Source organism: Nitrosospira sp. NRS527, from assembly GCF_018406445.1.
Classification (GTDB): domain Bacteria; phylum Pseudomonadota; class Gammaproteobacteria; order Burkholderiales; family Nitrosomonadaceae; genus Nitrosospira; species Nitrosospira briensis.
In genome coordinates this window covers 974,493-996,325 of sequence record NZ_AP024515.1, presented here as the reverse complement: position 1 = coordinate 996,325, position 21,833 = coordinate 974,493, and the positions used below count along the sequence as shown (strand labels likewise).

General features: G+C 53.3%; 12 protein-coding genes and 3 pseudogenes. 10 read left to right on the top strand and 5 right to left on the bottom strand.

Annotation, left to right across the window (positions count from 1 at the left end):
* The first annotated feature begins 283 nt into the window (after positions 1–283).
* The 4 genes and pseudogenes from KJS40_RS04470 to KJS40_RS04455 all read left to right on the top strand — a co-directional run bounded on the left by KJS40_RS04470 (position 284) and on the right by KJS40_RS04455 (position 6,270).
* Positions 284–1,978 (top strand): DUF4157 domain-containing protein, encoded by a 1,695-nt coding sequence (locus KJS40_RS04470; protein WP_213539221.1) that lies wholly within the window; start codon positions 284–286, stop codon positions 1,976–1,978.
* Between the two features lie 146 nt (positions 1,979–2,124).
* A pseudogene (locus tag KJS40_RS04465) lies at positions 2,125–2,554 on the top strand (Tn3 family transposase); the annotation flags it as partial.
* A 1,090-nt stretch (positions 2,555–3,644) separates the two neighbouring features.
* Positions 3,645–4,880: a hypothetical protein gene (locus tag KJS40_RS04460; protein ID WP_213539220.1), complete on the top strand. Its 1,236-nt coding sequence runs from the start codon at positions 3,645–3,647 to the stop codon at positions 4,878–4,880.
* Between the two features lie 312 nt (positions 4,881–5,192).
* Positions 5,193–6,270 (top strand): annotated as a pseudogene (locus KJS40_RS04455) (IS3 family transposase).
* Positions 6,271–6,347: 77 nt separating this feature from the next.
* On the opposite strand, the gene KJS40_RS04450 reads toward KJS40_RS04455, so the two are convergent.
* Complete coding sequence (locus KJS40_RS04450) at positions 6,348–7,244, bottom strand: hypothetical protein (RefSeq protein ID WP_213539219.1); 897 nt, start codon at positions 7,242–7,244, stop codon at positions 6,348–6,350.
* A 102-nt stretch (positions 7,245–7,346) separates the two neighbouring features.
* Between KJS40_RS04450 and KJS40_RS04445 the strand changes: the two are divergent.
* Positions 7,347–8,110, top strand: a pseudogene (locus KJS40_RS04445) (IS5 family transposase).
* A 364-nt stretch (positions 8,111–8,474) separates the two neighbouring features.
* Here KJS40_RS04445 and KJS40_RS04440 read toward each other — a convergent pair.
* From KJS40_RS04440 to KJS40_RS04430, 3 genes are all read right to left on the bottom strand, one after another.
* Entirely contained in the window at positions 8,475–8,975 is a 501-nt protein-coding gene (locus KJS40_RS04440; protein ID WP_213539218.1) for an RES family NAD+ phosphorylase, read from the bottom strand.
* Positions 8,972–9,430: an antitoxin Xre-like helix-turn-helix domain-containing protein gene (locus tag KJS40_RS04435; protein WP_213539217.1), complete on the bottom strand. Its 459-nt coding sequence runs from the start codon at positions 9,428–9,430 to the stop codon at positions 8,972–8,974. The genes KJS40_RS04440 and KJS40_RS04435 overlap by 4 nt, the downstream gene beginning before the upstream one ends.
* A 380-nt stretch (positions 9,431–9,810) precedes the next feature.
* A complete protein-coding gene (locus KJS40_RS04430; RefSeq protein ID WP_244859695.1) occupies positions 9,811–10,899 on the bottom strand; it encodes a bile acid:sodium symporter in 1,089 nt (362 codons plus the stop codon).
* 453 nt (positions 10,900–11,352) lie between these two features.
* Here KJS40_RS04430 and KJS40_RS04425 point away from each other — a divergent pair, with 453 nt between their 5' ends.
* From KJS40_RS04425 to KJS40_RS04415, 3 genes are all read left to right on the top strand, one after another.
* Entirely contained in the window at positions 11,353–12,480 is a 1,128-nt protein-coding gene (locus KJS40_RS04425) for an SLC13 family permease (RefSeq protein WP_213539216.1), read from the top strand.
* Between the two features lie 1,142 nt (positions 12,481–13,622).
* A complete protein-coding gene (locus KJS40_RS04420; protein WP_213539215.1) occupies positions 13,623–16,805 on the top strand; it encodes an efflux RND transporter permease subunit in 3,183 nt (1,060 codons plus the stop codon).
* Positions 16,795–18,060, top strand: a complete 1,266-nt coding sequence (locus tag KJS40_RS04415; protein ID WP_348529548.1) for an efflux RND transporter periplasmic adaptor subunit — start codon at positions 16,795–16,797, stop codon at positions 18,058–18,060. Before KJS40_RS04420 ends, KJS40_RS04415 begins: the two co-directional genes overlap by 11 nt.
* Positions 18,061–18,160: 100 nt before the next feature.
* Here KJS40_RS04415 and KJS40_RS04410 read toward each other — a convergent pair whose 3' ends face one another.
* Complete coding sequence (locus KJS40_RS04410; protein ID WP_213539214.1) at positions 18,161–18,952, bottom strand: dienelactone hydrolase family protein; 792 nt, start codon at positions 18,950–18,952, stop codon at positions 18,161–18,163.
* A 104-nt stretch (positions 18,953–19,056) separates the two neighbouring features.
* Between KJS40_RS04410 and KJS40_RS04405 the strand changes: the two genes are divergently transcribed.
* Positions 19,057–20,010, top strand: a complete 954-nt coding sequence (locus tag KJS40_RS04405; protein WP_213539213.1) for an acetyltransferase — start codon at positions 19,057–19,059, stop codon at positions 20,008–20,010.
* Positions 20,011–20,108: 98 nt separating this feature from the next.
* The gene (locus tag KJS40_RS04400; protein WP_213539212.1) at positions 20,109–21,773 is read left to right on the top strand and encodes a bifunctional aminoglycoside phosphotransferase/ATP-binding protein; all 1,665 of its coding nucleotides are present in this window, start codon (positions 20,109–20,111) and stop codon (positions 21,771–21,773) included.
* Positions 21,774–21,833: the final 60 nt, after the last annotated feature.

Below are 21,833 nucleotides of genomic sequence, written 5' to 3'. Positions count from 1 at the left end.
GCAAGGCGGCACATTGAAGTTCCGCATCCCGGCAGGAATGCATTATCGCCGAGTGCCAAACGCAGTGCTTGGGGATTGCTGTATTTGACTACAAGGATTCGGAGGTGAGCATCACATGCATCTCATCCAGCGCCTGATGACCGGAAAACCTCCACGTGGCCCCCTGCTTGCGAGGCGTGCGCCGGCAAGTGGTCCACGTATACCGGACGCCTCTCAAGCGACATGCATTTGCGGTGGCATTTGTCCGCGTTGTCGCACTGCCTCCTCGACACAAGACATCCCGGTGAGCGCACCCGGCGACACTCCGGAGCGTGAAGCGAATCAGTTCGCGGATCAGATGCAGGAGCCCGCCGAAGCAACGCGGCAGACAGCGATGCCGCGCGCAGCCCCGCAACCAGCACCGGACACACATGGCTTGTTCGCAAATACCGGCACGCCGTTACCGAACGACACCCGCGAACGTTTCGAGCCGCAACTGGATATCGATCTACGTGGGGTCCGCGTCCATACCGATCCGGACACGGCGCGCACTGCGCGGCATTTGCATGCGGAGGCCTTCACGCTGGGACACGACATCGGTTTCGCTGCACGGCGCTACGCGCCGGAAAGCAGCACAGGACAACACCTGCTCGCGCACGAACTCACTCATGTCGCGCAGCAACAGCGCGGTGCGGACAGCGGCACGGCGTATCGCGCCGTCAGCCCGGATTACGACACCATCGAAAGCAATCTCACCTACGGCATCATCGACTGGGCGATCACCGATGTCGAGGCGCACGAAGTACTGACCCTGCTCGACGGGCTGTCGGACCGCGATCTCGCCGACACGGTCGCGGCAATGGATCGTGACGGGCTGGTCGACCGGCTGCTCGACAATCTCACCCGTGAGGACGAGGAACGCTATGCGGTGCTGATCGGCCGCATCAACCGACACCGCTCCGTCTCGCATTCGGCCAACTGGATTATCGATCGCCTGAGTTACGGCTTCTTCGACTGGGCGATTACCGACGATGATGCGCATCGTGCGTTGACGTCACTGATGGGTCTGGAATCGCAAGAGCTGCGCACAGTGGTGGGGCGCATGATCAACGAAGGCGTATTCAACCGGCTGGAGGAGGAATTGCCCGACGAGGATCGGGTGCAGTTCCCGGCATTCCTCGCACGGCTGCGCGCGATCCGCGATGAATTCCATGCGCTGGTCGCCGCGCATACCACGTTTCTGCGCAGTCGCCCCGAGGCCAGCAATAGTCCATCCGGCGCGGGCGCGGTGATCCGCGGCACGGTCAGCAGCACCGGTTACGGCGGTTCACGCGCGACCTGGCCCGATCTGTCCGATGACGTGCAGGCGGAGTGGCGGCGCCGCGCCGCCGTGGTGATCGCCAATGTTATCGAAAGTGTGCGCGGCACCGATCTCGAACCAATCCTGGCGCGGGGCAGACTGGTGTTCAATCCAGAGGAGTCTGAACGGCTCAATGCCTATGCGTATGTGGTCGGCGCGAACCAACTCTATTTCGGCCGCAGTTGGGTCGAGGACGCCGAGGGTAATCCGCGCAGCGTCTGGCAGAGTATCGCGCATGAACTCGGCGGCCACGAAGAGTTCGGCGCCACCTGGTCGTGGGAGATCATGCGCGCAACGCTGGCCGGCCTTACTCCCGAAGAACGCCGCGAGGCAGTCAGTGGTGTGAATTCGGTATACAGCGCCTATGGCTACCTCGAAACGGAAATCTATGCCGAATTGCGTGAACTCTATCATCGCATTCCAACCAGCGGCGGCGACCGTCCTGACTTCGACGTACCGCAGCAGTTGCGCAGAATCCGCGACGCATTCGGCCCCGATGTCGGGCGCCAGATTGTGCTGCGGTTGTATTACCGCGTACTCGGCGACCCGCGCATCAGTGATTCTGCACGGGCCATTTTATACAACGCGGTGCAGTCGGTGTTCGGCATGTTTCCCTATGCTGATACATTGATGCCTTAATAAAACTCAGATCTCGAATTAAAAGACTTTTTTATGACTTTAAGGATAAGAAATTCAACGCGACATCAGAGAGTACGCTGCCGAATCCAATTCGTCGCCATCAGTGGTCAGTGGCCGAGGGCACAAGGGGAAATTTCAACATCCTGCTAAAGGAACTCAAGCAACGTCAACTGTATGTGCCCCGCGGCATGGTAACCCCGGCTGAAATCGCGGCCGTGTGCGTCGCCAATGTCGACACGGCACTGATCGAATCACATTGGGATGCGCTGGTGCACTTGACTGCCTCAGTGATGAGCGACCACACCGGCGCGGTGGCGGTGTTGGCGCGTTTCGGCTCGACCGCCCCAGGGTGTTAATCAGCGTGCAAAACTGCCAGGAATCCGGGGTGAGCTGCGCCGGGTGCTCAACCGTGGCGAAGCGGTCAACGCCCTCAAGCGCGCCATTTACACCGGACGGGTGAGTCCCGCGCGGGCCAGGTGTGTCGATGAGATGCAGGCAATCCTGTATCGCTGGGCCAACCGCAGGCAGATCGTTCCGCCCAAGTTGATCGGTAAGATTGCACACACACGGCTTGAGGGGGAAAGTGCCGCGAAAACTACTGCCGTTGGCTGAAATCGACCACTATTCATGGCATAGAACTCGCATTACAAATGAACAGCAATACCAGCATTATCAATAATTAGCTAAACAACCCCCGCGTCGTTGCAGGCTTTGCGTACCGTCAGTTATTGCACTGAAAACGAGGGAATCCCTATATCGACGTTTAACTGGATGCAAAAAGATTTTCGCGGGCGAAAATTGAAAATAGTATCGGAAGAGCTGCTGGTTCAACTCTTTCAGAGAGGTGATCAACGTGCGTGTGGTGGATTGAGAAGAAGCGCTGGAAGAGTGGTCCAACGCTGTGCTCAATAAGCTAACTGCTTACAGGGGGAAAATATCTACGGGGAAACTTACGGATGCTCACTGTATTTCTGTGTAGCTCCCTGCAGTGCATAATAATATTCTCTGTAATCCATTAATAAATTCCCTGTTATTCCTTCCTAGGTAGAATCTAAAACCGCTAAAAGGGGCTTGGTATAAGAAATAATAGACAATGGTTTAGGCGCAGATAGATGGAAACATGTTAAATTTCCTTGCAGATTTCCCTGTTAATGGGAATTTAAGGGAAATCTCTAACAGAGAATGGTTTACTCATGACTCGCTGATCCGCCAATTGCTTTGTAAGCAAGTCGTTTTATCTCTGTTATTTTTTCTTGCCCACCTTCTAACCCCCATTTCTTTTGCGATTAGCTGATGCGGTTTGACCGTGAAGCGATGGTCCATGGTAAACCGGGAAATTGCCAGATGGAACATATCGGTTTTAAAAACTCTTAATCCGTAGGTCGAACTTTCGAGCCGCTCACGACCGGGTCTGTGTAGGTATTGCCAAAGCGGATCAGGGTATTGAAACGCTAGCAGTAGAGGATGGTTGGGAGGGCGAGGAGAGGAATAAAACATTATTCCTCTGCAAAAGATCCAGAGGTGCTCTCAATTCCGATACTTTCTTCCGCGTTGAGAATCGGATGTGTTTGAGTTGTATTCGTAAAATTCTCTGCTATCTTTATATAAGAGTGGTTTTACTATACCCATCTCTAGATTCGTGGCGCCCAAAGCTTGGAGAATAAAAATGAAAATCGCGATGCTATTGTTGAGTATGGTATTAACAATAAGTGGATGTGCGTCACGAATATTGAAGACCACTTCAGTACCAGCGGTTAGTGGAGATCCTGCCACTGGTATTGTCTACTATCTTCCTAAGGCATTAATTCCAATAACAATCACTTTTGGCAGTAAGTCTTCTGAAGCTGCTACCGGTGGCGATAATAAAACCGCAAATTCTACAACTGCAACTGCCACTACTCAGACTGTAACAAACAACATAAACGTAAACGTCTCTCCTGTTAAACCAAACAAACCACCCGAATCAGCACCAAAGACTTATGAAATAAACATCGGTACGCCTAAGCTGATAGCGGATACCTCGAGGACGTATTTCTTAAACTACGAATCTGAAGCTATTACAGATGATAATGTGTCAATCGGGGTGGGACCTAATCAATTGCTTCAAACAGTCAACACAATTTCAACTGATCAGTCGGGGCAAGCAGTTACTTTGCTTGCGAAAATTGGAATAGACATCGCAAAGATAGTGATGATGAGTTTTTGGGAGGGCGCCAGTCCTTCAAAGTATAAAATAGATCAAACTAATAAGTGTGCCTACCGGGACGATATTAAAATCAATACATATTTGGATGTTACGGCACCCAATGAAAGAATGTTTTCGCGAGCGAAATTGAATGAGTTATTGGCCGACCACGGTATTGAATTTGTTGTAACTCCAGATTGCAATTCAGCGAGCGACGGCAAAAAATGTACGACTGCAGACTCTCCCCCTCTTGGGGAAAACTCTAGCGTGCTTTTCCGAGGCCTGACAGACTATGGCGTGACCGTTCGAATTAATGCGAAACTTCCAGATGACATTAAATGGTGCAAAGGAATAGTTATAACTAATGACATTAGGGAATACAGCTTAATGCTGCCGAATAATGGTCCGGTCTATGCCGTGGATGTTAGCCGAGCTCGATTTGTAACAAAAAAGACCAATTTAACAATAGCGGATGGTATGTTAAATAAGATCGACATTGATAAACCTAGTTCAGTAGTGGGGGGCCTTAAAGTGCCACTGGAGATTCTTGAAGCAATAATCGCTATTCCAGGGGAATTGTTAACTTTGCGTATCAAACGAATACAGGATGAAGGCGTCCTGACCAAGGCCCAAGGAGATTTACTCCTTAACGAAATTCAGCGATTAAAGAACGAGAATCTCCTCCAACAACAACATAATTCTCCTGCAGCAAACTAAATGGATATTTAATTATTAGAACGTGTGCCTGAGGCATCCTTAGAATTTAGCCGAATAATAGCCCGGAGAAAATACTGCCGGGCTATTATTACAAGTATCCTCTGGTAAGAGCGGGCGAGCGGCACCGTAGAACTGCGTGAGGATTCAGCCGTAAGCTTCTTCCTTTAAGAGACAAGCAAGAAGTAGAACTTTCTGGCAGGTGACGTCATCCCCAAAAACTAGGGTAGCTCTAAATTAGAGTAAAGTCGCATCTGGCTCCCCCTACTGAAGGAGTTTGAAGCGATGAAGAGATCCTGATTTACGGAAGTACAGGTGGCATACGCGTTGCGACAGGCAGAAGCCGGCATGCCAGTGATAGACGTGTGCCGCAGCCTTGGCATATCCGAAGCGACGATCTCACATCTGGAAGAAGAAGTATGGCGACCTGGGTGCCAGCGAGGTCAGGCGGTTGCGCCAGCTTGAAGAAGAGAATGCAAGGTTGAGCGCGTGGTGGCTGATTCTACGCTGGACAAGAACATCCTGCAGGAGGTCATCCGAAAAAAGTCTGACGCCGACACGCCGCCGGGAAATTGTTCAATGGCTCATCGATATGTGCAAAGTGAGCGTTGAACGGGCGTGTCGGCTGGGCAATTTCTCTCGCGGCGGTTGGTACCGCAAGAGTACGGCCAGGGATCAGTCAGGATTGCGCATGCGTATCCGCAACATTGCCATGAGCCGTCCACGGTTTGGTTACGAGCGCATTCATGTCCTGCTACGGCGCGAAGGCTGGCATGTCAATCTCAAGCGTGTCCATAGGTTGTATGCCTGGAAGGGCTTCAAGTGCGCATGCGGGTACGCCGGAAGAAGCGCATGAGCCTGCACCGTGGGCCGGCACCGACGCCCACAGGACCAGGACAGCGTTGGAGCATGGATTTTGTGCACGATCAACTGGTCAATGGACAACCGCTGCGGGTTCTGACGGTCGTCGATAATTGGAGTCGTGAGAGCCCGGTATTAGAGGTGGGATTTCGGTTAACCGGCAGCAACGTGGCTGAGACACTCAGCCGGGTTGGCAAGACGGTTCGCCTGCCCGCATGCATCACGGTGGACCATGGCACCGAATTTACTTCCAGGGCATTGGACTTCTGGGCTTGGGAGAACAAGGTGCAGCTTGACTTCACGCGCCCTGGAAAGCCTACGGCAACGAGCTTTGCGAGTCATTCAATGGTCGGCTACGCTATGAATGTCTGAATACTCACGAATTCGAATCCCTGGCGCAGGCAAAGCGTATCATCAAGGCTTGCGACACGATTATAATGATCACGGACCCCACGGTTCACTTGGAAAACTGACCCCAAGCGAATACGTTAAATCCAACCAGGTCAGACTGCCACAAGCGGCCAGATTCTAGTTTTGAATCCCAGCAGAATTGGGGGACGTCACGCAGGGAAAAATTCTACTTCCGATCTGTCTACTTGACGAGGGAGCTTACGGTAGCTTGAATGTCAACGCTTGCATGAGGCCGGTAGCCAGTGTGAAAATGACTAGGCTGACATTAAAGATCCGATCATAAGATTCAGCTGATAGCTGTTCTGCCACAAAGGCTACTGCGCGAAGTAATGGTTTGAAGTGCACAATTGCAACTGCCAAGGTGGAAGTTATCAGTATGACGGACGAAGACGTAGCGATCATTATAACGATCAGGGATAAGTGGACCGTACGATCTGTAAAAGTCATCATAAGAGATAAGACCATTGGCGCTACCGATGGTCCCCCAAGCAGTATCGCGCCAGCAGCCGGTATGGAAGCGAGGATTGGGACATCATTAGTCAGGTACACGTAAGTAGCTAAAGGCAGAAACACGATGACGGTTGGAAATGTATAGTACGATATCACTCCAATGCCAATGTTGATGATCAGTCGACTCAGGGTTTTTTTTGTAGGTGCTGTCGCGGAGCGTACTACCCATTTGGCCAGAAGTAGCTCCATCAAGAAGTAGACCGGAAACGATACAATTGAGCAGAAGACAATAGTCAATGTGATAACTATTCTTGGATCGGTAGCAAAGGGCCACTGCTTTTGCCATGAGTTTGCTAGCTGTGTTATTACTGTCCACCATATAAGCGAGCCGACAAATGTAAGCAACGCTATCTTTTTTTTGGATAACACACGATTTGGACCCGTATAAATGGCATGAATGAACTGCGTGGCCAATGCAAGGGCAGAGCTTGATTGAGTATCTTCGAGCCGTTCCGTTGTTCCAATCCAGAGTTTTACAAGTAGTTCCCGTGTAGCCCTTGACTTGAGCAAGGCGGACAGCAGCATCCCGATCAGCGATGCATAGAAGCAAATCCAAACTGCCTTCTCCAGTATTAGCAAACTCATCCCGTCCTCTTTATTTCAATTCATTTCGAGCGAACTAGGACTAGAACTAGGGCCTGTTAACTCTAATAACTATATTGCATGTATTCAGCTATACTTACGGGCATGGAAATCACTCAAGCCCAGTACGAGCGAATCGTACACTGTCTGCCACTTCAGCGGGGCAATGTCAGTCTCAGCAATCTAAGCGTATTGAACGCCATTTTGTATGTGGCCGAGCATGGCTGCAGGTAGCGCGGTCTGCCCAAACGCTTCGGTAATTGGCACACTATCTACACTCGCATGAATCGCTGGAGCAAGAGTGGTGTGCTGGATCGGGTGTTTGAGCAGTTGCAGCGCACACAGATTGCTCGCATCAAGATCGAGGCCGTTTCCCTGGATAGCACCATTGTGAAGGTTCATCCGGACGGCACTGGGGCATTAAAAAAAACGGCCCCCAATCCATTGGCAAATCCAGAGGCGGGTGGACCACCAAGATTCATATGGTTGCCGCGGATGCTCGAACGGCTATAACGTTTGCGCTGTCCCCCGGACAGGCTCACGATGCGCTGGAGGGGCGCAAGCTGCTCGGCAGCCTGGACAAGCCCCGCTGGCCAGTTTATCTGCTAATGGATCGCGCCTACGAGGGAAAGGAAACACGGCAACTAGCGTTGGACCTGGGTTTCATTCCGGTAGTCCCACCCAAGATCAACCGGCTTGAGCCTTGGGAATACGATAAGGTTATGTACCGGCGGCGTAACGAGATTGAGCGACTGTTCAGGAGACTGAAAGGATTCCGCCGTATCTTCTCGCGCTTCGAGAAACTTGATGTAATGTTCACTGGCTTCATCCACTTCGCCTTGATCGTCGAAGCACTTAGATTGTGTTAACAGGCCCTAGATTTCAGTTGGCACTTTTTATCGGGAGTACATCAGACTATCGGCTACATCAGTCCGGTACAGTTCGAAAATCTGCAATGTGCTTAACGATGTGTCCGTGAAACTGGGGGAAGCCCACTCTCCACCACAAGTCATAGGAATGGAATTTACTGTGTTTAAGAACGTCGCACCACTCCGCCAGTTATCCGTCATTCGCAATCTTTAACCTTTGGGCATCATCTCGCGAGAAACACTCTCGCACTATTCTCAGGGTCCTTAAAGACTTTTCAATGGCGATTGGTTGCGAGTTAAGATTAACTCGATTTGCTGATAGGCTCCTAATAGGTTCAGCAGAGGGCTATCGCGACACGGATGACTACAACTCATCTGGTATTTTCTTTAGACTTTCCGACAAATTGCGCATCAACCTCAAATCGCTCTCAAGCGCCTCGGCTTGGCCGATTTTAATCCTGGCAAAGTCACGGTGCGCGGGATTAAGCAACAGATTGAGCTCAGCCGGAATTACCGCACTGGGCACTTCCAGTATGCAATATTTGGTACTGTGCAGCCATCGACTACCGATTTCCAGAAGGGTCTCGCGCGCTTCGAGAGTGCGCCAATGCTCGGGGAGCTGTTTGAAATCGATTTTTAGCCTCGCAATATCGCCGGGAATTTCTGCGGGAATCAATACGTAGTTGGCGCGTAGCGGTTCATCCTGGACCAGCATTTCGAGAAAAGCCAGTGATCTGCTCTGAGCGGTGTAAACCACCGCCTCACCTTTGCGGTTCCAACGGCCGCCGAACAGACGCGCGCCCTCGCCGGAAAAAGCCGTTGCGGCTAAGCGGTGGGTAACGATGCGCCATACTACTTCCGTCACGCAAAAACGCCGTGTTCAATTCTACCCAGTGTATCTATCACAGAGGCGGCCCCGAGATCGGTATCCAGCATGGATAGCGGCGTAGCACCGCCGAGGCTGGCGTTGGGTGATTTCATCCAATCCAGCGCAACCGGCCCATCTTCAAACACTTCGGCGGCACGTTCAATAACCCGTGCCAAGCGCAGCAATTTGCCAGATTCCTCACGATTGAGTACCCCTTCCTTCTTGCGTCGAACCAGTGTGCGTTCGGGAATGTCCAGCGCGCGGGAGAGTTCGGCCTGCCGCACGTTTAGCCGTTGCATGACTGCATCGATCGCGGAGGCGGGTATGCCCTTGCGCACCAGGTCGATCCACTCAATTGTGGAACGCGGGTGGGTCTGCAATACTCGTTCACCGCCAAGGACGCTGAAGGCAGAAAACGGTGCGTGGACGATTGCTGGGGAAAAAGAAGTCATAGGAATATCACTCAATCGCACTTTCGGCTAAAGCCTAATGGCTTTTAGCATATACAAAATTGGCGTTAGGACGCAGCTTATTATCGAACCAACACATAAAAACATCGAGCTACATCTCAAGCAAGCGAAAGGTTGAGATGATGAAGACGGCATCCGAACACCGCAGCGCCTGCCGTAACCGCTTCGCTCGCTGAATCAGAAAGTATCGTTAATAGCCCTTTCCGACGGTCTTCCTTTCTAGCGCTTCACAAATTTTCTGCATTCCAACTCTTTCAATCGATAAGACGTGCAAGTCGAAGACAATATCTCTCGCCAGTTTACCGCTGATAGACTTGTTGGGGCATCTGTGCAGGTATTCGACACAATTCCCGCTGACCATCTCAAGCGTCCAGGTCATTCGATCTCCTGCTTATGATCTCTTGCACAGTCCCCGCTGCGATGTGCTGCACCAGGTTATAGAAGATAATCGGCACCATTACATTTGGGTAAGAAGATAAGACTAAAGATGCCAGTACCAAGCCGGTCCCGTTATTGTTCATCCCCAGCCCGAACATGAGCGAAACGCGCTCAGCCTGGTCCAGCTTGAAAAAACGGCTCATGCCATACCCTGCGGCAAACAGCGTGCAGCATAGCCCTGCAGTAATGGCCAATGTGATCGCAAGGAAGTCGTAATCACCCTCAGCCATGGCTTGTGGCAACGATACTGAAGCATTGGAGTAATTAAGCAGCAATAAAACGATACTATTGATGAACTTCAGATAAGGCATGCCGCTGGTTTGCCAATCCTCGTTAACTATCAAGCGCACCGCGATGCCCAGCAATGACGGAAACACCACCCAAAGACCCAGAAAGGTCCCCGAGCCATACGCTGCCAGACCGTGCAATACCGCCTCGTACTCCTCCGAGGCCATTTCGCCAAATACGTGAAATGCTACCGGCGTGACGACTGGGCTCAAAATCGTGGAAAAAAAGACCAGCCCCAGGCTCAGGGCCAGATTACCATTGGCGTTTTGCGCCCATGCGGTTGACGATCCGGCGATCGGCATGGCTGCCACCAATGCCAGACCCACGAGAATATGCTGGACTTCTATTGGTTCATACCAGAGCCGCATCGCTATCGTTATGCCAAAAACATAAACGATGGGAATAGCCAGGTTTGCTGCCAACCCGGCCAGCAATACGTATTGTTTCTGCAAGATGTTTTTCAAATGGGATATTTTCAGCCCCAGGCCCGCGTTGAACATCAGCATGGCGAGCATGATCATCAGCAACGAAATATTTGTTTTCTGCTGAAAGATGGTGATCTCGCCGAAAGAAACACTCCTGATCCATAATCCCGCGCCAGGCACAAATATGGCGATGACATATGCGGTAATCAGGAACCAGAGCAGATGGCGATGGAGAAAGTGGGATATCGAGAGCAGGATCATGGGGTGGGTCCGGGCGCCAGCAAGAAGTACGTCCTGCAAATCCTCATCATCATCTCCCGGCAATTAAGCAGATTTACGCACTGTCAGCTCGATCTTTGCGTGGGAGGCAGTAGCCGCGCATAAGGTCTAGCAGAAAATATCCAGCAAGGTACGTGCCACTAATCAACAACTGATTAATAAGTGAGGAACGAGTCATGCTATCAGCGGTGTGTCCACTTTAGAGACAAGCGAAGTTCACTGAACGGACAAGTTCGATCTCAAGGCTCCACGCCGCAGCAAAGCCGGATCAAGCGAATCCAGAAACTTGGACAGGCCAATATGTGATGATCCTGCTCAACCCAGGCCGTACTGATCACGGCAAACAGAAATCCAGGCTCCGGTATTTCAGCAAATCGCCTATCCTCCAGCAGGACCGCTTTCTAATACACGAAAAGGGACAGCCAGCGGGACGGCGCATGCCTCACGCTTATCTTTAAAAAAGAACAGACAAAAGTGGACGAAAAAGCTATCTCCATCCCCTCACCGCTGCAAGCGCTCCTCAAGGATTATTTTTTTTGGGTACTTCTTGGGCTTCTTGTCTTGCTGACCGTAGCGGAACCCGGGCAACTCACCACCTACCCCACGCTGGTGGATTGGCCGACCATCGCCGCACTGACCGGCCTGCTGGTACTCACCAAGGGGGTAGAACTCTCGGGCTACCTGCATCATCTTGGCAAGCGCCTGATCTTGCGGATGCCTACCGATCGGGCCGTGGCTATCCTTCTTGTGCTGATAGCGGCCATGCTGTCGACCTTGCTAACCAACGATGTCGCGCTCTTCATTGTCGTTCCGCTGACCGTAGGCCTGCGTGCGGTGAGTACCGTACCGGTAACGCGACTTATCGTCTTTGAGGCACTTGCAGTAAATGCAGGGTCTGCGCTAACGCCCATTGGAAATCCACAGAATCTGTTTCTCTCCCAACTCTCGCAGTTGTCGTTTTATGAATACACTGGGGCGATGCTGCCGCTCGCCTTGATTTTACTTGTTCCGCTCCTTTTGCTTACGACCTTTACATTTACCGGCCGCAGCATCGTCAGCAGAGACGACACCAATCGGCTCCCGCTGAATAAGAGGCTGCTGTATCTGTCCCTGGCATTGTATCTTCCATTTCTGGTATGCATTGACTCGCATCAGGCAGAAGCAGCGGTAGTTCTGGTGCTTGTAATCTTTTTGGTTATCCAGCGCCAAGTGCTCGCGCGGGTCGATTGGACACTAATTCTGGTATTCATACTCATGTTTGTCGACATGCGATTGATCGCGCGGGATCCAATAGTCAACTCAGCTATCGAGCAGATAGGGCTAAGCGATCCTCAGCGAATTTATTTCGCAGGCATCATCATTTCACAGCTCATCAGCAATGTGCCGACCGCGATACTGCTGGCCGAGTATTCGGATGACTGGAAGCTCATAGCCTATGCCGTGAATGTCGGCGGCTTTGGCTTTATATTGGGTTCACTTGCCAATATCATTGCACTTCGCATGGCCCATGACGGAAGAGCGTGGCTGACGTTTCATGCGTTCTCTCTACCCGTTCTATTAGTGGCCAGTGGACTCGTCTACCTATGGTTGTTCGTCTTTTAGAGACTTGCCCACTTCGGACAGAACCGCATCAAGAGGTTGCTGCAAACCTGTATTTATTGACAAACCATAAGCACAGCACGAACCACGGCTATGAGAATAAAGGTGTTTTCACCATTTTACCGGGCGCTGAAACTCGCCTTCAACATCTGACTATTCTCCGACCCGAGCCATTGCGGTATTGAGGGGCGTGTCGTTGTCTGCAATATTTAAGGGTACCGGCTCGCGCAGGAATAAAAGCTTGCCACCTTTTTCCCGAATCACGGCCTCTTAAAGCATCTGCGACAAATTGTCGCGCGACAATTTGTCACATTCCTATAGTGATAAAAATCGATTATCCTGTTGACAGATATTCTTCTTGAAGTTGAAAAACTGCCAAGATGTAATAAGGGTATCTGTAATCATGTTTTATCTGTTGTCGCAAGTAGTCTCGTAGTCGGTTTTAACGTATTACCTTCCTTTACATTCTGGGTTCGTCGCACCTCCCCGCAGTGTTACGAACCCTTTTCTTTTTCAGGTTGAACTTACCCGGTTGCTGTTCATTGAACCCACGTCCTTTCGGGTCTATCTTTTACTGTGCCCTTAAACAGGATCCTGCGACAAATTCTCACGGATGAATAGCGTTTTTTTCTACCATTTACTATGGATAACATATTTTATCGATAGCTGATTACGATTAATGATAGACACGTCGCCAAACTTGGTTGCGGATCTTCGGGTTAGCAACTCCGCCGACCTCGTATACCTGAAAAATTGGTTATACTCTAGACTGGAATTAGCTATTTATTATGGGTACCCTGTCATTCCCCAATCGAGCGGTAGCAACGGCCAAACGGGGCTTACCAGGCTGTAGCACCTGTTATGATTGATACCTGCTCTACTATGATGCCCGTGAAAGTAACGCGGCGATAAGCAGCAAGTAGCGCATCTTGCTCAGCCGTATTGAACAATTTTGAACAATTCCCGGCGGCCCGCTTGGACATGCTTCTGACCAAGGGAGTCCGCCACTCGCACGCTCACATTCGTATTGCTATGCCATTGCCGCCGTCGCGCCCTTGCTGGCAAACTTGAGGGTTCATTCAGAGGTTCCTTGGCAAAAGCGCTTATTTTGACGTACCACACCAAATTTCATTTCGCTATGCCGCATGATTGAGATCGTCCGCGTTGCCTTGCGGCGCCCGTATACTTTCATTGTACTAGCGATCCTTCTCCTGATTATCGGTCCGCTGGCAGCCCTTCGCACGCCAACCGACATCTTCCCGGACATTCGCATTCCGGTAGTTGCGGTGGTGTGGCAGTATACTGGCCTGCCCCCGGATGAGATGGCTGGGCGCATCACCACCCTGTTCCAGCGCTCGCTGACAACCACCGTCAATGACATCGAGCACATCGAAGCGAACTCATATGTGGGTTCCGGCGTCATCAAGATATTCTTTCAGCCGGGCGTGGATATAGCGACGGCCAACGCCCAGGTCACGGCAATCGCTCAAACCGTCGTGAGGCAGATGCCGCTGGGTACGACGCCGCCGCTGATCCTCAATTATAACGCCTCGACAGTGCCGATCCTGCAGCTCGCGTTATCTGGAAAAGGCCTGTCGGAGCAATCGCTGTCCGATCTCGCCCTCAACACGGTTCGCACGCGCCTGGTCACCGTGCCGGGCGCCGCGATTCCCTATCCATACGGCGGCAAGACACGACAGATACAGATTGACATGGACCCATCGGCGCTTCAGGCACGCGGGTTGTCCGCGCAAGACCTGGGCAATGCACTTGCCACGCAGAACCTGATCACCCCGATTGGTACGCAAAAAATAGACTCATTCGAATATACGTTGCAGTTGAACAATGCGGCAACCCTGGTCGATGACCTGGGCGATTTGCCGGTCAAGACTGTCGACGGCGCAACGATTTATATCCGCGACGTCGCCAATGTGCGCGACGGTAATGCGCCGCAAACGAATATCGTACATGTTGACGGCGCGCGCTCGGTGGTGATGTCGGTACTGAAGAATGGCGTGACTTCGACGCTCTCCATCGTCGCCGGCATCAAGGCCAAGCTTGCCGAGATCAAACCGTCGCTGCCGGAAGAGCTTGAGGTCAAGCCGCTTAACGATCAATCGTTGTTCGTGCGGGCTGCAATCAAGGGTGTTGCGTTAGAGGGGACCATTGCAGCGGTGCTGACAAGCATCATGATACTGCTATTTCTCGGCAGCTGGCGCTCGACCCTGATTGTTGCAGTGTCCATTCCGCTGTCGGTTCTCGGCTCGATCATCTGTCTCGCGGCGCTCGGCGAAACCCTCAATATCATGACGCTTGGCGGCCTCGCGCTTGCGGTCGGCATTCTCGTCGATGATGCCACAGTAACTATCGAGAGCATCAACCTGCATCTCGAGCAGGGCAAGGATGTCGAGACCGCAATCATGGATGGCGCGACACAAATCGCAACCCCGGCATTCGTTGCGCTGCTGTGCATCTCTATCGTTTTCGTACCGATGTTCCTCCTTGAAGGCGTCGCACGCTTCCTGTTCGTACCCATGGCGCTGGCGGTCATTTTTGCGATAGCGTGGTCGTTCATCCTGTCGCGTACGCTAGTGCCGACGATGTCGAAGTACCTGCTGCATCCGCATACGCCGCGCGACGAGGGGGAGAAACCGTCGCAGAATTTCCTGGTGCGTTTCCAACGCCGCTTCGAAGCCGGATTCGAGCGCCTGCGCACGAGCTATCGAGAATATCTGAAGCTTGCGCTCACACATCGGCGCGTGTTCGTTATCGGTTTTCTTGCGTTCGTGCTTGCCTCATTTTTGCTCCTGCCATTCCTCGGCCGCAATTTCTTTCCCGCGGTCGATAGTGGCCAGATCCTCATGCACGCGCGCACCCAGGTGGGCACTCGTGTGGAGGAGAGCGCGAATCAGTTCGCGGAAATACAGAAAGCAATCCGAAAAATCATTCCGCCGCACGAGATCGGCGCCATGGTTGACAACATCGGCCTTCCGCCCAGCAGCATCAACCTGACCTACAACAATACCGGCGTCATGGGAACCCAGGATGGCGACATCCAGATCGCGCTGAAAGAAGGCCACCAGCCCACTGCCGACTACGTGCGCAGGTTGCGCGAGGAACTTCCGCGCCAATTTCCCGGTGTGACATTTTCGTTTCCTCCGGCTGACATCGTCAGCCAAATCCTGAATTTCGGTTCGCCGGCACCAATCGAGCTACAAATCCGCGGTAATGATCTGGATGCGAATTTCGATTACGCCAACTTGCTGCTGTCCAGGATACGTATGATCAGCGGCATCGCCGACGTGCGCATTCAGCAGTCGCGAAGCCGGCCGATTTTCGATGTCGATGTCGACCGCACGCGCGCGCAGCAGGTCGGTGTCACCATGCAGGATGTCACAAGCGCCTTGGTGGCCAACCTGGCTGGCAGCAGCCAGGTAGCGCCGACTTTCTGGCTGAATCCGCAGAATGGCGTACAGTATCCAATCGTGATACAGACGCCGCAGTACCGGCTCGATACACTCGCCGCGCTTGCCAACCTGCCGGTTGGCGGCAGTGCCGGCAACCCACAGGTGCTCGGCGCGCTTGCCAATTTCACACGCACCAGCGGCAACGCGCTGGTCAGTCAATATGACATCCAGCCAATGGTGCAGATCTTCGCAACTACGCAGGGGCGCGACCTCGGCGCGGTTGCGGTCGAACTTCGCCGCATTCTTGACGATACTGCAAGTCTGGTACCGAAAGCATCGACCGTCAGATTGCTCGGTCAGGTACGCACGATGGAAAGCGCGTTCTCGGGCCTGCAGTTTGGCTTGCTCGGTGCAATCGTGCTCATATACCTGCTGATTGTCGTAAACTTCCAATCCTGGACAGACCCGTTCGTCATCATCACCGCGTTGCCGGCTGCGCTTGCCGGCATCGTCTGGATGCTATTCGTGACATTCACTCCGATCTCGGTGCCGGCGTTGACCGGCGCAATCATGTGCATGGGCGTCGCGACCTCGAACAGCGTGCTCATGATCAGCTTCGCGCGCGAGCGTCTCGACGCGATAGGTGATGCGACCGCAGCCGCGCTTGACGCTGGATTCGTGCGTTCCCGCCCCGTATTGATGACAGCGTTGGCGATGATCATCGGCATGGTGCCGATGGCGCTGGGCCTGGGCGAGGGCGGCGAGCAGAATGCACCGCTGGGCCGCGCGGTCATCGGCGGCCTGATCTTTGCAACTATCGCGACGCTGATCTTCGTCCCCGTCGTTTTTAGTATCGTACATGAAAAACACGGCAAGGGTTCTGCCCCAAACCCCGCCGTTGGAGAACTTCGTGCCACCTGAAATGCCCGTCAAGGAAGTTTCTCCGCGCAAGCTTCGCGGCGCCGCCATCGTCGCGGCGATCATCGTTATGGTCATCGTCATCACCGGTCTCGTCATGCGGAAATCCGACGACAAGCAGCTTCGTGCCTGGACCGACGACCAGGCGATTCCGACCGTTGCCATACTCAAGCCCGGCAAGCGCGGCAATGTCGCCACCCTTGATCTACCCGGTCGCCTGGAAGCCTTTTCAAACGCGTCGCTTTATGCCCGCGTCAGTGGCTACCTGAAGAGCTGGAAAGTCGACATCGGCAAACCGGTCAAGGCTGGCCAGTTGCTTGCCGAGATCGAGACCCCGGACCTCGACCAGCAGTTGCTACAGGCAAAAGCCGATCTCGCCAGCGCAGAGGCAACCGCGGCACTCGCTGAAATCACGGCAAAACGCTGGCAATTGCTGGTGGATTCCAAGTATGTATCGAAGCAGGCAGCCGACGAAAAAAATGGCGATTTCATGACCAAGCAGGCGTTGGCGCAATCCGCTCGGGCGAATGTCGACCGCTTGAAGACATTGAAGAATTTCGCGCGCATCGTCGCGCCGTTCGATGGCATTGTCACCGCTCGCGGCACCGACATCGGCGCGCTGATCAACGGGGGCAGCGGTAGTGGTGTCGGCATCAGCCCCGGCACTGGCACAGGAAGCGGTGCCGGCAGTACCGGCGGAGTGGGCCAGGAACTCTTCCAGATATCGAATACGAAGAAGTTGCGTGTATATGTCAACGTGCCGCAGACCTACGTACCCAGTATCCGCCCCAATACCCAGGCAAAAATCACGGTGCCCGAACGTCCAGGCCAGAGTTACGTTGCGGCCGTGGCATCTTCGGCCCAGGCGGTCGATATGGCATCAGGCTCGACACTGATGCAGATCCTGGTCGATAACGCGGAGGGTGAACTGCTGCCGGGCGCCTTCGCGAACGTAAGTTTCGAGCTGCCTCACGACGTTGTCGTGCTGAGCGTGCCAGCCAGCGCTTTGATGTTCGACAAAGCCGGACTGCGTGTTGCCACGGTGGGCGCCGACAATAAGGTTGTGCTGAAGACAGTCACGATCTTGCGCGATCTCGGCAAGATCATCGAGTTGGGTTCGGGCCTTGCTCCCGACGATCACATCATTGAAAGCCCGCCCGACGGTATCGCCACTGGCGATACCGTGCGCATCGCCCAACCCGCAAAAAAACCGGATGGCGCGGCGGGTACACGTGGTAACGGCAAGGGTGTCTACTAAAACTGAACTAAAGAATCGGTACCACGTGCAGTATCGCGCGTGAACGCCTCAACTTACATAGGGATTTCGCGATAAAGCCGCGTGCTGCGCACGCCGAATATCACTCCTGCTTGAATATGTCGGCAAGAAAATTTATTGTCTCGTTCCACGATGCCTTGTCCGCCGCTGCATCGTAAGCGAGCGGAAGGTTGAACTTGCGCCCGTACCCGTCAGCAGCAGGATTGGTGAAGCTGTGCCTGGCGCCAGCGAAAGTCACGACCTTATAATCTGCCCCGGCTTTTTCCATCTCCTGCTTGAAAGCCGCCACTTGCTCTGCCGGAATCATGGGATCGTCGGTACCGGTAAAAGAAATGATCCGTGCCCTGACTTCACCCGGTTGCGCGGGATGTTCTGTCGCCAGATTGCCATGGAAGCTGGCCACGCCTTTCAAATCCTCGCCCAGGCGAACCATCTGCAACACCACGCTCCCCCCGAAACAGTAGCCCAGCGCAGCGATATTTTTCGCATCCACGTTTTTTTGTTGCCGCAGGTATTCCATCGCCGCTTCAAAACGTATTTTCGCCAGCGGCAGATTCTTCGCCAATTCACCCGCAAACTTGCCGGCATCATCCGGATGATGAGCCTCCCTGCCCTCGCCATACATGTCCAGCGCCAGCGCGGTATAGCCCAATTGCGCCAGCATCCGCGCCCGCTTGCGTGCATAGTCGCCCAGCCCCCACCATTCATGCACCACCAACACGCCAGGACGCTTGCCCTGAATCGCATCGTCGTAAGCAATATAGCCCTTCAATAAGGTGCCATTGGCACGGTAAGTCACCTCCTGACCCTGCACTTCAGCTTGCGCCATCGAACTCACGAATAACAATATTGCAGTTAATATGATATTTTTCATGGTGAATGATCATCCGAGCGGTTAATCAAAATTCGGCACTGTCAGGAGTGTAGCTGAGAGTACTATCGATAAATCAAAAAGCGCCCACATTTCCAAGACATAATATGAACTACGATGTATTCAATGGCGACGCCGACGGGTTATGCGCGCTGCATCAGCTTCGGCTGGCGAAGCCGGTAAAAGCAGAGTTGGTAACCGGGGTCAAGCGCGATATCAAGCTGCTTGACAGGGTGCAGGCCGGTACCGGTGACCGGGTAACCGTACTCGACATTTCGCTGGATAGCAACCGTTCGCGGCTCATGCAGTTATTGGAAGCGGCGGTGCATGTCGAGTATTTCGATCATCACTATGCCGGCGAAATACCACGACACATCAATCTGGTTTCTCATATCGATGTGTCCGCCGATGTATGCACCAGCATTCTGGTTGATCGATCCCTGGAAGGGCGGTTCCGCCTTTGGGCTGTTGTCGCTGCCTTTGGCGATAATCTCGGACAAAGCGCCCGCTTACTTGCGAAATCGATGGGACTTGCCGAATCACAAACAGAGCAACTGGCACGTCTGGGAAAATACCTGAATTACAATGGCTACGGCGATAACGTGGATGACTTGCATTTTCATCCGGTCAAGCTTTATGAAGAAATGAAGCCGTATCCTGATCCATTCGACTTTATTGCCAGGTCAACTGCCTTCAATCTGCTCGCAGTGGGATTTCGCGATGATATGAGCATGGCAGGTTCATTGCTTCCGTTGTCCGAGGATCCCAGTCATGCTGCTTATTTGTTGCCCGACGCACCTTGGGCAAGGCGCGTGGTGGGCGTCTTTGCAAACAAACTGGCCACCGATCACCCCTCGCGCGCGCATGCGGTGATTACACCAACTCGCTACGGAGACTATGCCGTCAGTGTGCGTGCGCCGATAGCAAAGCCAGAGGGCGCAGACGTGCTTTGCATGAAGTTTGAGACTGGGGGTGGGCGTAAAGCGGCGGCAGGCATCAACCGTCTGCCAATGGATGAGCTTGATCGATTTCTCGCGATTTTTGCGGAACAATTTGACTAGCGCCTCAGCCGAGCGATTTACCTCAAGGGGTCAAGCCCTGCATAGGCTCATGACATAGTCTGGATCGTCTGATTTCTTCTTAGTCGAAAAACGGCATCATGACCAATACGTTCAAACAATCGCAGCAGCCCTCCAAGGGTCCATCCACTGACGAACGTGCTCAACGCAACCTGGTCAATGCCTTGCTGGATCCCCGCCGCTATCCTCATGCGGTGAAGAACGTGCGGCTGACCGAAACTCACATTTCGTGGGTGCTTCTGGCGGGGCGATATGCCTATAAGATAAAAAAATCAATCGACCTGGGCTTTGTCAATTTTACCAGCCTGGCCTTACGCCGCTATTACTGTGAAGAAGAGATTCGGCTTAACCGCCGTCTCGCGCCGCAGATATATCTCGATGTCGTCCCCATCGGGGGAACACTGGAAATGCCTGAGTTCAATGCACTGCCGGCTTTAGAATATGCTGTGCGGATGCGACGTTTTGCTTCGTCCAAGCAACTGGATCAGTTGGTATCGCGCGGCCAAATCCTGCCGCGTCATATAGATAGTCTCGCCGTAACTATCGCGGATTTTCATGCCAGCCTGCCTGCGGCAGAAGCGGGGTCCGAGTATGGTTCCACTGCTGCCGTATATTCGGCGGTATCGAAAATTTTCGAGCAATTACAAGTTTTGTTGAAGGATAGCAAGGATGAGGCCGGCGTGATTGCACTGCGCCACGCCGGCGAGGCTGAATATGCTAAATGCCTGGTTCGGTTCGAACAGCGCCATGCAGGAGGCTTTATTCGCGAATGTCATGGCGATCTGCACCTCGGCAATATTGCGCTTATCGGTCAGCAGCCCATTCCCTTCGACGGCATCGAATTCGATCCTGCATTACGCTGGATCGACGTGATTAGCGAAGTCGCCTTTACTGTGATGGACTTGCTGCACTGCCGGCGGCCTGATCTCGCCTACCGTTTCCTGAATGCCTATCTGGAAACCACCGGCGACTATAGCGGCGTATCGGTGCTGCGTTACTATATCTACTACCGTGCCGCAGTGCGCGCCATGGTCAAGGCTATCCGCGCCGGACAGGCAAGCCTGCCTCAGCGTGCCAGGGGGAAGGCATTGGCAAGCTGTCGCAGTTTTCTTGCGCTGGCTGCGGAGCGCATCGCCAAGCGCTGCCCTGGGCTCATCATCACCCATGGCTTGCCGGGATCGGGCAAGACGACCTTTGCGCAGGCCGCATTGGAACGGTTCCAGGCAATACGCATCCGCTCCGACGTGGAGCGCAAGCGTTTATTCGGATTACCGCCGCTGGCGGACAGCCGCTCGCAGATAGGCGACATATACGGTGCAGACGTGACACGGCGCACCTATGCCCGTCTCCATGAACTGGCACGGGAACTACTTACTGACGGCGCTTTGGTAATTGTTGATGCGGCTTTTCTCAAACAGAATGAGCGCGAGCATTTTCGCCAGCTCGCACATGAGCTTGGGACACCGTTTGCCATCGCGTCGCTGCAGGCCGGCGCAGCCACCCTGCGCGCGCGCATCGCTCAGCGGCAGAGCGATGCGAAGGATGCATCTGAAGCGAATCTCGCCGTTCTGGAATCATTGCAGGAAAAGCAGGAAGCGCTATCGCCGCAGGAGCGGCTCCATACGGTAGAGTTTTTCAATGAGGGCGACAGTTCTGCAACCGATTTGGAGGCATGGAAAAAATTGGCTCGATTGCTCCCAACACATGGCGATAAGGATATCCCGGCAATTCGAAGGGATAGATGATGCGTTACGTAATTTGATGTTTGGAGCGCCCTCGGGACGCTGCTGCATAAACTATGCATG